Here is a 13541-nt window from a genome sequence, read left to right on the forward strand (position 1 = left end):
TATGTCGTTATTGCGGTGGTATGAATGAAACTCGGTGTCGATACTCTTGTGGAATTGCTGAAGGCGGCGGGCGAGCCCACCCGCCTGCGTCTTCTGACGCTTCTGTCTGCGGGCGATCTCACGGTCACCGACCTTACAGAAATTCTCGGCCAGTCGCAGCCACGAATATCGCGTCATCTCAAACTGCTCGCGGAAGCCGACCTGATTGACCGCTATCAGGAGGGTGCCTGGGCCTATTTTCGGCTGAAACAGGACGGCTCGGGCGCGGCACTGGTTCGACTGCTGCTAGATGCTGCCGAGGAGAGCGATCCTGTCCTCCAGCGTGACAGGGACCGTCTGGCCGGCGTCAAGCGGGCGAGGGCGGAGAAGGCGCAGGCCTATTTCAGCCGCAACGCTTCCGAATGGGACGAGCTTCGCCGCCTGCATGTCAACGATGCCGATGTGGAAGCGGCATTGCTGCGGATCGTCGGAACCGATGCGGTCGAATCCATGCTCGACCTCGGCACAGGCACCGGCCGCATCCTGCAACTGCTTTCGCCGCGTTACCGTCGGGCAATCGGCATCGATGCCAGCCGCGACATGCTTGCGGTCGCCCGTTCCAACCTCGACAAGGAAGGTATCCTGTCAGCGAGCGTACGTCACGGCGACATCCTGAACCTGCCGCTCGATGCTGGAGACTACGACCTCGTGACGATCCATCAGGTTCTGCACTTCCTTGAAGAGCCGGAGCTGGCGCTCGCCGAAGCCGCGCGCATGCTAAAGCCGGGCGGTCGGCTCGCCATCATCGATCTGGCACCCCATGCCCATGAATATCTTCGGGATGAGCACGCCCATGTGCGGCTCGGCTTCTCTCATGCCGTCATGGCCGAATGGCTGGACCGCCAGGGATTGGCCGTCGAGGACGTCATCGACCTGCCGCCGGAAACTGCGGCGGGGCGCGGGCTCACCGTGACCATCTGGCTTGCCCGGCGCGGGAGTGCTGCCGGCAGGGCCACTTCAGTACCACCCCTCGCCTTGACCGGGAGCAGATAAATGACCAAGCCCGAACGGCCGATCGCCAAGACCCCTCATGCGCGGATCTCCTTCGAGTTCTTCCCGCCCAAGTCGCCCGATATGGAGGATCAGCTCTGGCAGACGGTGAAGGCCTTGCAGCCTTACCAGCCGGATTTCGTTTCGGTGACCTATGGGGCAGGTGGGACGACACGCGAGCCGACCCTTGCGACCGTCAAGCGGTTGATTGCCGACACCTCACTCGCCACCGCGTCCCATCTCACCTGTGTGGGGGCGACGCGTGACGAGGTACGTGCCGTCGTCGAAGAGTTCCAAGCGGCCGGTGTTCGTCACTTCGTGGCGCTGCGTGGCGACCCACAAGGCGGCATGGGCAGCCGTTATGCGCCGCATCCGGGCGGCTTCGTCAACGCTGCCGACCTCGTCTCCGGTCTGCGTGACCTGGGCGACTTCGAGATCTCTGTCTCGGCCTATCCCGAACGCCATCCGGAAAGCGAAAATGACGATGTCGATCTCGACATGCTCAAGCAGAAGGTCGATGCCGGGGCAACGCGCGCTCTGACGCAATTCTTCTTCGACAACGATATCTTCGAGCGCTACCTAGAACGGGTGCGGGCGGCGGGGATCACCATCCCGATCGTGCCGGGCATCATGCCGATCCAGAACCTGACGCAGCTGAAGCGCTTTGCCTCGATGTGCGGCGCCAGCACCCCGTCATTCCTCGACGAGCGTTTCGAGGGGACGGAAGGCGATGCTCAGGCGCGTGCGGCGGTTGCGGCCGACATTGCGGCAGAGCAGATCGCCGATCTCTCGCGTCGCGGCATCGAAGAGTTTCACATCTACACGATGAACCGGGCGCCACTGACCATCGCGACCCTGGAACGCCTCGGCATCGCCGCGAAGGTCGGCGAGGTCTCCAACGCGGCCGCCTGATTTCCGTCGTCACGGCATAAAAAGAGGCGCAGGACTTAAGTGTCCTGCGCCTCTTACTTGTTTTGAAATGGTATCTGCTGGAGAGAGGCCTAACCTGGCCAACTCATGGGTTTCAGTTGTTTAGACCCGTGTCAGATAAACAGCATCGTCGCGATGAAAACAAACGCTGCACCGACGATCAGGACATTAATTGAATTGGTCAGTCCCATGTGTGCCTCCTTGCGTTGACCGTTAGATATTATGTCTGATTTGTGTCGGCGCAAGGGCCAATCTGTGCTGCGCTGCGTCAATAAGCAGTGAAAAAGGTATCCATAACATACGATAAGCAAGTTTAATCAACGGGTTGATGTCGCTCTCGCGCTGTTAATGAAGTTTAATTTCCGTGAGCGTTTTCTCACTCGATTTCGAGGGACTGAAATGCTCACGGCTCATCTGAAGGACAAACGCTGCAAACAAAAAGGCCGGGGCGTGGAGGCGCCCCGGCTCGATCATGTGGTCGCAGATGCTGATATCAGAGCGCGGCCAGCAGTGCCGGTGTCGGCCAGCCATCGGCGGGTAGGCCCACCCGCTGCTGCTCCTTCTGCACCGCGACGCGCGTGCCCGCGCCAAGGATTCCGTCGATCTTACCGACGTCATGGCCAAGGGCCTGCAGCTTGGTCTGCAGCGCCATCATCTGGTCGGTGTCGAGGCCCTGTTCCGGATTGCCCTTCTGGTAGGCAGGCGCGCCGCTGAAGCGCGTGGCGAAGTAGGCTGCCGAGGTCGTGTAGATGAAGGACTGATTCCATTCGAGATAGATGTTGAAGTTCGGATAGGTCATGAAGGCCGGTCCCTTGCGACCCTGCGGCAGAATCAGCGAGGCGGGCAGGGCAGAGAAAGCCGTCTCGCCGTCGCGGGGCTGAACGCCAAGCGCAAACCACTCTCCTGCCGTCATCGTGCCTCCAAGGCCGGACTTCTCGAAGGGCAGGTTTTCCGGAATGCTGACTTCCTGGATCCAGGGTTCTCCGCGCTTGAAGCCGAGGTGCTGAATGAAGCGTGCAGCCGTGAGAAGGGCGTCAGGGCTGCTCTGCTTGACGTTCACATGGTTGTCGCCATCGCCATCCACGCCGAAGGCGATGATGTCTTGGGGGAGCATCTGCACCTGGCCAATTTCGCCAGCCCAGGCTCCGGTGTTGGTCGCAGGGTCCAGATCGCCATGCTCGACCATCTTGATGAGCGCCAGAAGTTGCGGACGGAAGAGTTCCGGGCGGCGGCAATCATGGGCGAGCGTGACCAGCGCATTGCGCGTGTTGAAATCACCCTGTACCGCGCCGAAGTCCGTTTCCTTGGCCCAGAAGGCGGCGATGACGCCGGCCGGTACGCCATATTCCTGTTCGGCGCGCGCGAAGACCTCGGAATATTCTCTGATCTTCTGCAGGCCGGTGTCGAGGCGTGCCTGACTGCCGGTGCGACTCGAGAATTCCAGGAAGGTCTGCCGGAAGACGCCCTGCGAGCGGTCGCGGGACAGAACCTTCTGGTCGATGGCGGCACCCGCAAGCGCCCTGTCGGCAATTTCGGCCGGCGTGCCTGCGGCAACGGCTTCCGCCTTCACGCCTTCGAGGAAGGTCGCGAGATCGCCGCCGCATTGCTGTTGCGCCTGGGCAAAACCGGCAGAGGCAAGAATGAGGGCAAGAGGGAGCGCATGACGCAGGGCTTTGTTCATCGATCAGTCCTTCGGGTTGCGTGCCAGTGCAGGCCTCCTCTTGAGGCGGCCTGCACTGGCATGAGTTTGTTTCTCAGAGCCTCTAGGCCGTGTTTGCGATCATTTCGAGACGGCGGCGACCCAGTTCTGCCAGTTCTTCTGGGTGCCGGCGAAAACGTTGATGTCGGTTTCGCCGCGGATACCGGGAATGACGCCTGTCGACGTGTATTGCCAGAAGGACCAGCGCCGTTCCGGATAGATCACGCTTGGGTGCTGCGCCACGGCCCTGACCCAAAAGTGATGGTCCTTGAACGCGCCTTCGAGATTGTCCCGATGAAAGTCGACGGAGGTGTAGATGATCGGACGCTTGCCGAAATGGGCCTCGATGCGCTGCATGAAGCGCTGCATCTCCCTGCGTACCGTCGCGGGGTCAGGACGCAGGCGGCAGGTCGGAGACGTGGGGTTCCATTCGACGTCGAGAACCGGCGGCAGGAGATTGGCATCACGCGGCACATTCTTGATGAACCAGTCGGCTTGTTCGTCGGCCGTCGAACAGAAATAGTAGAAGTGGTAGGCGGCGTGCGGGATCCCGGCATCGCTGGCGCCCTTCCAGTAGTCGTGGAAACGGGGATCGAGCATGTCCTTGCCTTCCGTCGCCTTGATGAAGACGAAGGAAACGCCCGACTTCTTCACCTGGCGCCAATCGACATCGCCGTTCCACTTGGAGACGTCGATGCCGTGCACTTCGTGACGATGCGGTGTCTTGCCGTCGAAATGCTGGGGATCGTTGTCCTGGAAGCGCGGCGAAAGAGAGGCTGTCTCCAGGAGGTCGTATGAGCCCGAGGTACAGCCCGAGACTGCAAGACAGAGGGGAAGAAGGAATGTGGGAAGCCACCGCATCGAGGGTCCGTGATCTCATCATTAGGGAAGATGCCCCGAAAGGTGCAACAACGACACGTTTGGGAGCCGACCATCGTCGCCCATCATCGTCAATTCCGGATTAGATGCAATCTTGCTTGCGCGAGGCCGTCAGCGGGTGATGACCGCATGCCAGGCATAGCCGCGGCAGAGGGGCTTGAATCTCAGCTGCAGGCCCTGTGCCGCCGCCCGCTCGTCCAGGACGCTTTTCAGATCCGGGCGCGGGGTGACGTGGAAGCGGGCAAGCCAGGCTTGCAGACCCCTTTGAAACCAGTGGGGCAGGCGCTCCTGCTGACCGAAATCGACGATGTGCAGGGAGCCGTCAGGGGCAAGCGCCTCGATGCCCCGGTCGATGGCACTCTGCCAATCGGGGATCATCGAAAGGGCATAGGAGATCATCACTCGATCAAAATGCGGCTGTCCGAAATCTGAAGCGCGAAATGTCGTTGCGTCGGCGACCTCTAGCCTTGGGCGCGACGCCTTGCCCTCGAACTTGGCCTGGGCTGTTGCGAGCATCTCTGCCGAAATGTCGAGGCCGAAGAGGTTTGCATGCGGAAAGTGCCGCCGGGCAAGGACGAGGTTGCGCCCCGTGCCGCAACCGATTTCCAGGAGTGAGCCGCCGTTTTGCAGATCGAGCCTTGCGATCATGTGGTCTCGACCGAGCAGGTAGTATTTCCGCGTCAGGTCGTAGATGTGCCGCTGATAACGATACATCCGGTCCATGCGCTCCGCATGGTCCCGGCTTTCGGTCGCAGCGAGGGCGGCAGGGCTCTCGCTCATGCGGGCCGCTTCTCATAGATGTGGAAGCCACCATAGATGGCGGAGCGGTCCTGCGTGTTGAGGGCATGCGAGCGTTCGGCCTGATAATGCCATTGGTCGAGAAGGTCGGGTGCGAGCTTTCCGTTCAGGATGCTGTCTTCCGCGGCGGTGCGGAAGATGACGCGGGCGCCTTCGGAGGCGGTGCGGGTGATCTCGGTCCACAGGTCGTTCAGCTGTCGCTCGTTCATCCAGTCCTGTGCGTCGAGGAGGACGTAGCGATCGACGCTGCCAGCGGGCTTTCTCGCCAGGAGTTCGGTGAAGTTGGCGTGGTGAACGGTCACGCGATCCGTCGTCTCCCTGATGGCATGATAGTGCTGTTCCTGCAGGTAGGTCGGCAGGACACCTTCTTCCGCCTTCGGATAGCGGCGGAGGAAGGCCTGCCAGGCGAAATAATTGTCGCGCAGCAGAAAATGGCAGCAGAGCTTTTCCAGACGATGGCGCAGGACGGGGGCGATGGTCCCGTCACTGGCCAGCGATGCGAGCTCGTCATATTGCTGTGGCGGGATGCCGAGGCCGAAGAGCGAACTCTTGCGGCGGGTCAGCCAGCGAATGAGCGGCTTGTCGAACAAGGGTGCAACGCGGCTGTCGAAGAACATGCGCTGCTCGCGCAAGGAGCGGGTTTCGGCGAGCTCCTCCAGGCGAACGCCATGGCTGCGGGCGATCAGGTGGCCGATGGTGATGAACCGCCCGAGAAGGCCCGTGCGGTAGATGTTGCGGTTGAAGACGGAGATGCGGCGACGCCCCGTCACGCCGCGAGCCTCCCAGTGGCGCCGCGTGGCGGCATCGAGATTGGGTGCTATGTGGCGGTCATACATCCGTGCGTTCGTCCTGACAGCCTGTTCGCCGAGCAGGCGACGGACGGAGGCATGGTCTGGCAGGTGGCGGAAGGCGGCAAGCTTCAGGCGATTGAGCGCGATATGGTTCGGGTTCAGGTCGACCACATCGATCGAGGCCGGGCGGCGGCTGAGATAGGCGAGCATGTTGCAGCCGCCCGAGCCGATGGTGACGATACGATGGCCTTCGGAAAGATCCATGGCCTGCATGTCGACCTCGGGATCTTCCCAGATCTGCGCATAGACGAGGCCGGAGAACAGTAGACCGAACAGCCTTTCAGACAGGCCCGCAGGTGAAAGAGCGGCATGCTGCAGCAATGCACCCTTCAGCTTCTCGTTTCCACGAAATCCGGCATCGGGTGCAAGCTCAGTCATGTCGATCCGCCGTCCTGTTGGGTTTCACGGCGTGTAGCGCTCGGGTGCTACAGTTTGATGACGTGGTTGACGGGAGGGCGGTAACCGAATTTCAATGCATTTTATACAAATTGTCCTCAGTTATTTTAGGGGTGTTTAACATGATGTTAAGTGAAATCCCGTTTGGGAGGCGACTGCGTTACGGACTTGCCGGTTTTCTGGGCGGCGCTGCAGCGCCGGCCGCCATGGCTCTGCCCGTTGTGGCGCAGTCCGGATTTGATGCTCTTTCCACAGCTTTTCTGAGTGAATGGTCCTCGCTCGCGGCCATCAGTCTGCCGCTTGTCGGTACCGCGGTCGGATGGCGAATCGCGTCCTGGGAGGCGATGTTGCATGAGCGTATCCGCCACCTCGAAGGCGGTGCGACGGCGCTCGAAGCGGCCTCGCGTTTCGATGGACTGACCGGCCTCGGCAACCGTCAGGCGCTGAATGAAGCACTTGAAGCCGTGATGGTGGCACGCGGTCCTTCGGGCGGGACGCTGCTGCTGATCGATCTCGACCGGTTCAAATATGTCAACGATACGCTCGGACATGCGGCGGGCGATGCACTGCTGATCGGCGTGGCCGATCGTTTGCGTCAGGCTTCGGGCGAGGGGGCGCAGCTCTTTCGTCTCGGGGCCGACGAGTTCGCCGTCATCCTGCCGCAGGCGCTACGCCGCCCGGTGGCGGAGTTCGTCTGCCTGGCGATCGAAGCCGCGCTCGCTGAACCCTTCATACTGGAGCAGGGCCGCGTGATGGCCGGTGTCAGTATCGGTGCAACCCTCATGTCTGCCGAGGACAGGGAGGTTGCAGACGTCCTGCAGCGGGCCGATCTTGCGCTCTACCGCGCCAAGGAGGTCTTTGGGCCTGCCCACGCCTTCTACGATGAAGCTCTCGCCCGCGAAGTGAAGGAAGGGCTTGAGCTCGAACGCGACCTGTCGCGCGGCTTTGTCGACGGGGAGTTCTATCTCGAATACCAGCCGATCGTCGCCGTGGAGAATGGCGATGTGCGTTCGCTGGAGGCGCTGCTGCGCTGGCGCCATCCGAAGAGGGGACTGATCACACCCGACATCTTCATCCCGCTCGCAGAGAAGACCGGTATCATCCAGGTGATCGGCAAATGGGTCGTACAACAGGCTTGTGCTGCAGCCGTGACCTGGCCGGCACCGACTGGGGTCAGCGTCAACGTGTCGGGCGATCAGTTCAAGGATCCGAACTTCGTCACGCATATCCTCGATTGTCTGGTGGAAACAGGGCTCTCGCCCGAGCGGCTGACGATCGAAGTGACCGAAGCGGTGTTTTCCGTTGATATCGATCTTGTTTGCCGCAGTCTCGCCGAGCTTCGGTCGAGCGGTGTGCGCATCGCGCTCGACGATTTCGGCACCGGCTTCTCGTCGATCAACAATCTCCGGCTCTTCCCGCTCGATGAACTGAAGATCGATCGCTCCTTCGCGAACCAGATGCTCGAGACAAGCCAGGGGGCGAAACTCGTCGACCTCATGCACAAGCTGTCGGAAACCTTCCAGATCCGGACCACCATCGAGGGGATCGAGACCAAGAACCAGTTGGACTTCATCAAGCGTCTGGGTATCGGCGAGGCTCAAGGGTTCCTGTTTTCGCGCCCCTTCGCCGCGGCGGAGGCCTTGAGCTATCTGCAGGCTCGCCTGGCGCAGCGTGCAGCGACTGTCGGTTGAAAGTCGCGGGATAACTTGAGGCATCCGACATCCTCATCTTTCGCCTGTCATCCATTCCTGCTTCGATAGTGGCAGCAGGAGGATTGGTTGATGCGGAAACTGATGACGTGGGGCGTTCGGGTGGCGGTGGCCCTTGTCGGCATCATTACGGTGGCCGTAGCCTGGATCCTTGTGTATCCGCCCGAACTGCTCAGGGTTGGCACCGGCTATGCCGCGAAGATCGTCTGCTCGAATGTCTTCATCGCCGGTCGCGACGCCGACGAAGTGCTGCGCGATGATGTGCAGGCCCCCGGACACCCGCTGCTGAAACTCGTGCGCGCCGAGGTCGATCTCGAACAGGGCCTGGTCAAAACTGCCCTGCTGGGCTTTGTCGCACCATCGACCGCGCTGCATCGAACCGGCCTCGGCTGCGCGACCTTGAGCGATTCTGCGATCGAGGCGGCGAGGGGGCTGTCTGCTCCGCCGGCAGAAGCCGCCTCGGTGGACATGGCTGCGGCCTGGCCGGAGGGTGACGCAGTGCCAGAGAACGATCCTCGGCTGCAGGCCATACTCTCTGATGCCGACCTTCTCGGACCGAGCGCCCGCGCAGTCGTCGTCGTCAAGGACGGCCGGATCGTCGGTGAGGCCTATGGCCCGGGTTTCAATGCGGACACACCGCTCCTTGGCTGGTCGATGACGAAGACGGTCACAGCCGCGCTCATCGGCATCCTCAAGGGGGAGGGCCGGATCGACGAGAGTGCGACGAAGCTGTTTTTGGAATGGAATGGTGACAGTCGTGGCGAGATCACGCTTTCGGATTTGCTCGCCATGGAAAGCGGCCTCAGCTTCAACGAGAGCTATGGCGATGTGACCGACGTGACGCGCATGCTCTATCTCGACGGAGATATGGGCGCCTATGCGGCGTCGCTGCCTCCAGCTTCAGAGCCGGGGACGCGGTTCAACTACTCTTCCGGCGAAACGGTGCTGATCTCGCGCTACTGGATGTCGCTCTTCTCGGACCGGGAGACGGCGCTCGCCTATCCGCGTGAGGCCCTGTTCGACGTGATCGGCATGGGCAGCGCAGTGCTCGAGGCGGATCCAAACGGCACCTTTGTCGGCAGTTCCTATCTCTACGCAACGGCCCGCGACTGGGCACGTTTCGGTCTTCTGATTGCGGAGAACGGACGCTGGTCCGGTCGACAGTTCGTCGATCCGTCCATCATGGCACGCATCTTCGAACCGGCTGCCGTTTCCAATGGCGCCTATACGAGAGGGCAAGCCTGGCAGAATGGTCCGGGAGACAAGGACAGCAGCTTTTCGCTGCCCGAGGAGACGCTCTGGATGCTCGGGCATGACGGCCAGTCGATTGCCGTCATTCCATCGGAAGGATTGGTGGTCGTGAGGCTTGGTCTGACGCCGCGTAGGCTCGACTACAGGCCGCAGAGACTGGTGCAGGCGGTACGCGATGCGCTGCGCTGACGACGCCGGCGGTCAACGCGTCAGGTGCAGCAGGCCCTTGCGCTTGGCATCGTAATAATAGCCACGGGAATACAGGCGGACAGCCTGATCGTGATCATTGTCCGCGACCACCCAGGCACCCTTCAAATACTTGACCGCGTATTTGATGTTGGTTTCGGCGTCGAAGAGGCCATCGGCGGGGCCGTTGTAACCCATGGCCTTGGCCGTGTTGTAGCGGATCTGCATCAGGCCGTAATTGCCCTTGCTGTAGGCGGCCGGATTGTAGCGGCTCTCGCGATGAACCACCCGATGCACGAGATCGGTCGGGATCTCATAGAGCTTGGAATATTTCTCGATGAGCGCATTTAGCCGTGTCGGGCCGACCGTATCCGGCTTGCGTCCCGCGTTGGGTGCCGACGGTTCGCCCGGGGGCGAGACGTCGAAGGGATCGCCGAAACTTGTAAGTGCCGTTGCGCGCAGCGGGGCAGCGTAAGCAAGAACGACAGGCGGCTTCGCCGCTGCAGGCTCCGTGGTAGCCGTCGCGGTGGGTGCGGGCGTCGCACTTGCAGCGGGTGGGCTGAGTGTTGCCTCGGTGGATGCCGCTGCCACGGCCATCTGCTGGCTCTCAGTGGTCGCCGGCGTCGTCACCATGGCCAGAGCATCGGTGGCTGCCGTCTGCGGCGTGGCGGGGGAAAGGGCAGAGGCTTTCAGAGCCGGGATCGGCGCTGCGGTTTCCGTGCCGGGAATGATCGGCGCGGGACCCGGGTTTGCGGCTGCAAGCTCGGCCTGTGTCGCCGCTGCCGCCTCGGGCGCAGCTGTGCCGTTCGTCGCGGCTTCGGCCGCCATGGCAGCCTGCATTTCCGGAGACTTCGGATTGGCAACCGGAGCGGCGGCAAGATCTGCCTTCACGCTCTCATCGATCGCGGTGCATCCACCCAGTCCAGCCAACAGTGAAGCAGCCATGCAGAGAGCGATGCCGCGGTCAGTTCTGACGTTCATGCCACTATCCGTTACGAGATGCACGCGAGGTCACCGGCAAATCAGCCGACTGTTCGTTTCCGTTTCTTAATCTATGCCCAGCATTGCGGCAAGCTTGCGACCTCGGGGGCATTTCGCAGATGCGTCCAGCGGCTCAGGCCGCAATCTTCCGATAGCCTGCCGTAACCGCTTTTGCAGCGATCAGGACGGTGCCGCCGGACCGGTTGGCGGTGCGGCGAACTGCATGTTTTCTGACGATTTTCCTGATACGCTCGGGGAAGAGTGCATAGACGAGGCAGGACAGGGCGGAGAGGGCGACGAAGGTCGCGCCAAGCGCGATCGCCTGCGGCAGGAACGGAGCGGCCGGCGTCAGGAATTGCGGCAGAAGTGCGGCGACCAGCAGGGCGCTGCGCGGATCACGGGATTCGCTTTCGAAGCAGTGCGCGATTACGCGCAGCGGCTTCTCCTCCGGCAGGTTGTCGTTGTCGGCCACCGGTTCGATGCCGGCCGGTGCACGCGCGAGGCCAAGCCCGAAAAGCATCAGCCAGAACAGGCCAATCCACTGGAAGATCGAGAATGTCAGCGCCGACAGCGAGATCAGCAGCCAGGAGACGGCCAGCGTCGCTGCGACAGAAACTGCGGTGCCGAGTGCAACGCCCGTGCCCGTGGCGAAGACGCTTTTGCGGCCATGGGCCAGCGCATAGGACAAAACCATGCGCTTGGACCGGCCGGGCACGACCAGAAGGGCCGCGGCGACGACTGCGAACAGGATCCAGGTAGAATGGGGCATGACACTCACTCCTCCAGAAGAGCAAGCCAGCTTTCGGCGGTCAGGTCAATGGATGGGGCGGTACTTCTGCCCGAGATAGTCCATCACTTCTTTGAACCACGGCGTGCCGAGGTCGAACGGCTTGCCGCCCTTGATCCGCGGGAACTCGATGGTCCGCAGGCGTCCGCCCTGGTCCTCGTCGTGCCCCGTGACGCCGGACACCTTGTTGAGCCCGCTTTCGACGGCGAGATCCACCATGCTCTGGATGAGGCGAAGGTCCTCGTAATTGGCGGGGGCGGAGCGGGCATAGTAGCCTGATTTCTGCACCATCGAGCGATCGGCATCGAGCAGTTTGGCAAAGTGCTTCTGGAACCAGTTGCCGACATTGATCGTGTCGAGCTTCACATGGCCGAAGGCGTCACGCTTTATTTCCTCGCCGGCGGCCTCCCGGTCGGCGACGATCTCATCCATGCAGGCACCTTCCGACACGAAGAGCGTGACGAAGCCGGTCCGGTCCATGATGTCCTTCAGGCGGGCGGCTTCACCCTCCATGTCGAAATGGGTCTCCGGCAGATAGAGGCCGTCGATGTTCTTCAGCTCCTGATTCATCATGAAGCCTTCGATGTATTCATTGTGCTGCGTGCGCTGCATGTAGGCGCGGGCGGTGGCGGCCGTCAGCCAGCCGCAATGGCGGCCCATGACCTCATGGATGACAAGCGTGCGCGGCGAGGCGCTCTGTTCGTTGGAGACGTGATCGAAGAATCGCGCGCCGACTTCGGCGGCCGTCCAGGCGCCGAGCGTCTGCTTGATCGGGTAGACGTCGTTGTCGACGGTCTTCGGCATGCCGACGACGGTCAGGTCGTAGCCGTTGGCGCCGAGATAGGCGGCCAGATCGGCGGCCGTGGTGTTGGTGTCGTCACCGCCGATGGTGTGAAGGATGGTGATGCCGTCGGCCGCCAGGCGCTCGGCGGCGACCCGCAGTGGGTTCTCGTTTTCCTTGACGAGGCCGCGCTTCACGCAATCGGCGACATTGGTGAGTTTGACGCGGCTGTTGCCGATGGGCGAGCCTCCATAGCGATGCAGCACATGGGCCTTTTCGCGCATCTCCGTTGTGATCTCGATCTTGTAGTCCATCAGCAGGCCGCGGAAGCCTGACTTGTAGGCGACGATTTCCACCTCCGGTGCGATGTCGGTGTATCGCTCGATCAACCCGCCAACGGCGGACGAGAGACAGGGCGCAAGGCCCCCGGCGGTCAACATCGCGACTTTCTGCTTGGCCATCGATCCTCCTCGGACGTTACATCGCCCGTGTCACTTCAGTGTTCAGGTGGCAAATGGATGCGATAGGCGCGGCGGCCTGTAAAGCGAAAAATTCAAGGAAATCGGGCATTTCGCAGCCATGAGCGCGGCAAATCCGGATATAATCGTTTCAATCGCGGTCGGGCGACGGATGGCGTCTGTGGATAATCGGCTGGAGGCGTGATGGAGGGAGAGTTCAGCGAAACGGATTCAAGATGAAGAAACTTTAATCCTCGCTTTAGGGGCCGGCTCCTTGCTTTTTCTGGGTATATTTGGTCAAGCTTTCAACATGATCTTCGATTTCGCCTGTGAACAGATATCGTCATTCTGGGACCGTTTGCTCGGCGCAATCGGTGATGCGGCCGGGAACGTCATCGGCAGCATTGTCGAGGCCGTACGGACGATGTTCGAAGGCGACCCGGAAACACGCCGGCGCGTTTCCTTCTCCGTGGCGATCATCGCTCTTTCGGCGAAGATGGCGAAAGCCGATGGCGTCGTGTCGAATGCCGAAGTCGAGGCCTTCCGCAAGATTTTCGAATTCCCGCCGGAAGAGGCCCGCAACGTGGCCCGGCTTTACAATCTCGCTCGCCAGGACGTCGCCGGTTTCGAGACCTATGCGAAGAACCTCGCTGGCATGTGCCGGACCTGCGACGAGTTCTGCCCGGTGCTTGAGGACATTATCGATGCCCTGTTCCACATCGCCAAGGCGGACGGCCTTGTGCATGAGAAGGAGCTCGACTTCCTCGCTCGTATCGCGGAGATCTTTGGCCTCTCGGAAGAGCGGT

At 61.7% G+C, this 13541-nt stretch carries 12 protein-coding genes; 5 read left to right on the forward strand and 7 right to left on the reverse strand.

The features are described from left to right. Positions 1 to 24 precede the first annotated feature (24 nt). Positions 25 to 1032 (forward strand): ArsR/SmtB family transcription factor, encoded by a 1008-nt coding sequence (locus QWE_RS21840; RefSeq protein WP_006728355.1) that lies wholly within the window; start codon positions 25 to 27, stop codon positions 1030 to 1032. Beyond that, on the forward strand, positions 1033 to 1941 hold the full coding sequence (metF, locus tag QWE_RS21845) for a methylenetetrahydrofolate reductase [NAD(P)H] (protein WP_006728356.1): 909 nt from the start codon (positions 1033 to 1035) through the stop codon (positions 1939 to 1941). Positions 1942 to 2452: 511 nt separating this feature from the next. On the opposite strand, the gene QWE_RS21850 is transcribed toward metF, so the two are convergent. The 4 genes from QWE_RS21850 to QWE_RS21865 form a co-directional block, all read right to left on the reverse strand. After that, complete coding sequence (locus QWE_RS21850; RefSeq protein ID WP_006728357.1) at positions 2453 to 3640, reverse strand: lytic murein transglycosylase; 1188 nt, start codon at positions 3638 to 3640, stop codon at positions 2453 to 2455. Between the two features lie 99 nt (positions 3641 to 3739). Further along, positions 3740 to 4519: a glycoside hydrolase family 25 protein gene (locus tag QWE_RS21855; RefSeq protein ID WP_006728358.1), complete on the reverse strand. Its 780-nt coding sequence runs from the start codon at positions 4517 to 4519 to the stop codon at positions 3740 to 3742. Between the two features lie 129 nt (positions 4520 to 4648). Next, complete coding sequence (locus QWE_RS21860; protein ID WP_006728359.1) at positions 4649 to 5317, reverse strand: class I SAM-dependent methyltransferase; 669 nt, start codon at positions 5315 to 5317, stop codon at positions 4649 to 4651. Next, positions 5314 to 6564, reverse strand: a complete 1251-nt coding sequence (locus QWE_RS21865; RefSeq protein WP_006728360.1) for a BtaA family protein — start codon at positions 6562 to 6564, stop codon at positions 5314 to 5316. Before QWE_RS21865 ends, QWE_RS21860 begins: the two co-directional genes overlap by 4 nt. Before the next feature lie 140 nt (positions 6565 to 6704). Between QWE_RS21865 and QWE_RS21870 the strand changes: the two genes are divergently transcribed. Beyond that, positions 6705 to 8273: a putative bifunctional diguanylate cyclase/phosphodiesterase gene (locus QWE_RS21870; RefSeq protein WP_083872983.1), complete on the forward strand. Its 1569-nt coding sequence runs from the start codon at positions 6705 to 6707 to the stop codon at positions 8271 to 8273. Positions 8274 to 8363: 90 nt separating this feature from the next. Beyond that, positions 8364 to 9731 (forward strand): serine hydrolase domain-containing protein, encoded by a 1368-nt coding sequence (locus QWE_RS21875; RefSeq protein WP_006728362.1) that lies wholly within the window; start codon positions 8364 to 8366, stop codon positions 9729 to 9731. Between the two features lie 12 nt (positions 9732 to 9743). Here QWE_RS21875 and QWE_RS21880 read toward each other — a convergent pair whose 3' ends face one another. The 3 genes from QWE_RS21880 to QWE_RS21890 all read right to left on the reverse strand — a co-directional run bounded on the left by QWE_RS21880 (position 9744) and on the right by QWE_RS21890 (position 12738). Further along, positions 9744 to 10709, reverse strand: coding sequence for a lytic transglycosylase domain-containing protein (locus tag QWE_RS21880; RefSeq protein ID WP_006728363.1), 966 nt, complete (start codon positions 10707 to 10709; stop codon positions 9744 to 9746). 133 nt (positions 10710 to 10842) lie between these two features. Then, positions 10843 to 11478: a LysE family translocator gene (locus QWE_RS21885; RefSeq protein ID WP_006728364.1), complete on the reverse strand. Its 636-nt coding sequence runs from the start codon at positions 11476 to 11478 to the stop codon at positions 10843 to 10845. A 45-nt stretch (positions 11479 to 11523) separates the two neighbouring features. Beyond that, positions 11524 to 12738: a pyrophosphate--fructose-6-phosphate 1-phosphotransferase gene (locus tag QWE_RS21890; RefSeq protein WP_006728365.1), complete on the reverse strand. Its 1215-nt coding sequence runs from the start codon at positions 12736 to 12738 to the stop codon at positions 11524 to 11526. A 307-nt stretch (positions 12739 to 13045) separates the two neighbouring features. On the opposite strand from QWE_RS21890, the gene QWE_RS21895 reads away from it, so the two are divergent. Then, the coding region (locus QWE_RS21895) for a tellurite resistance TerB family protein (protein ID WP_006728366.1) at positions 13046 to 13541 on the forward strand (496 nt) is incomplete at its 3' end.

Origin of the sequence: Agrobacterium albertimagni AOL15, from assembly GCF_000300855.1 — a bacterium.
Classification (GTDB): domain Bacteria; phylum Pseudomonadota; class Alphaproteobacteria; order Rhizobiales; family Rhizobiaceae; genus Allorhizobium; species Allorhizobium albertimagni.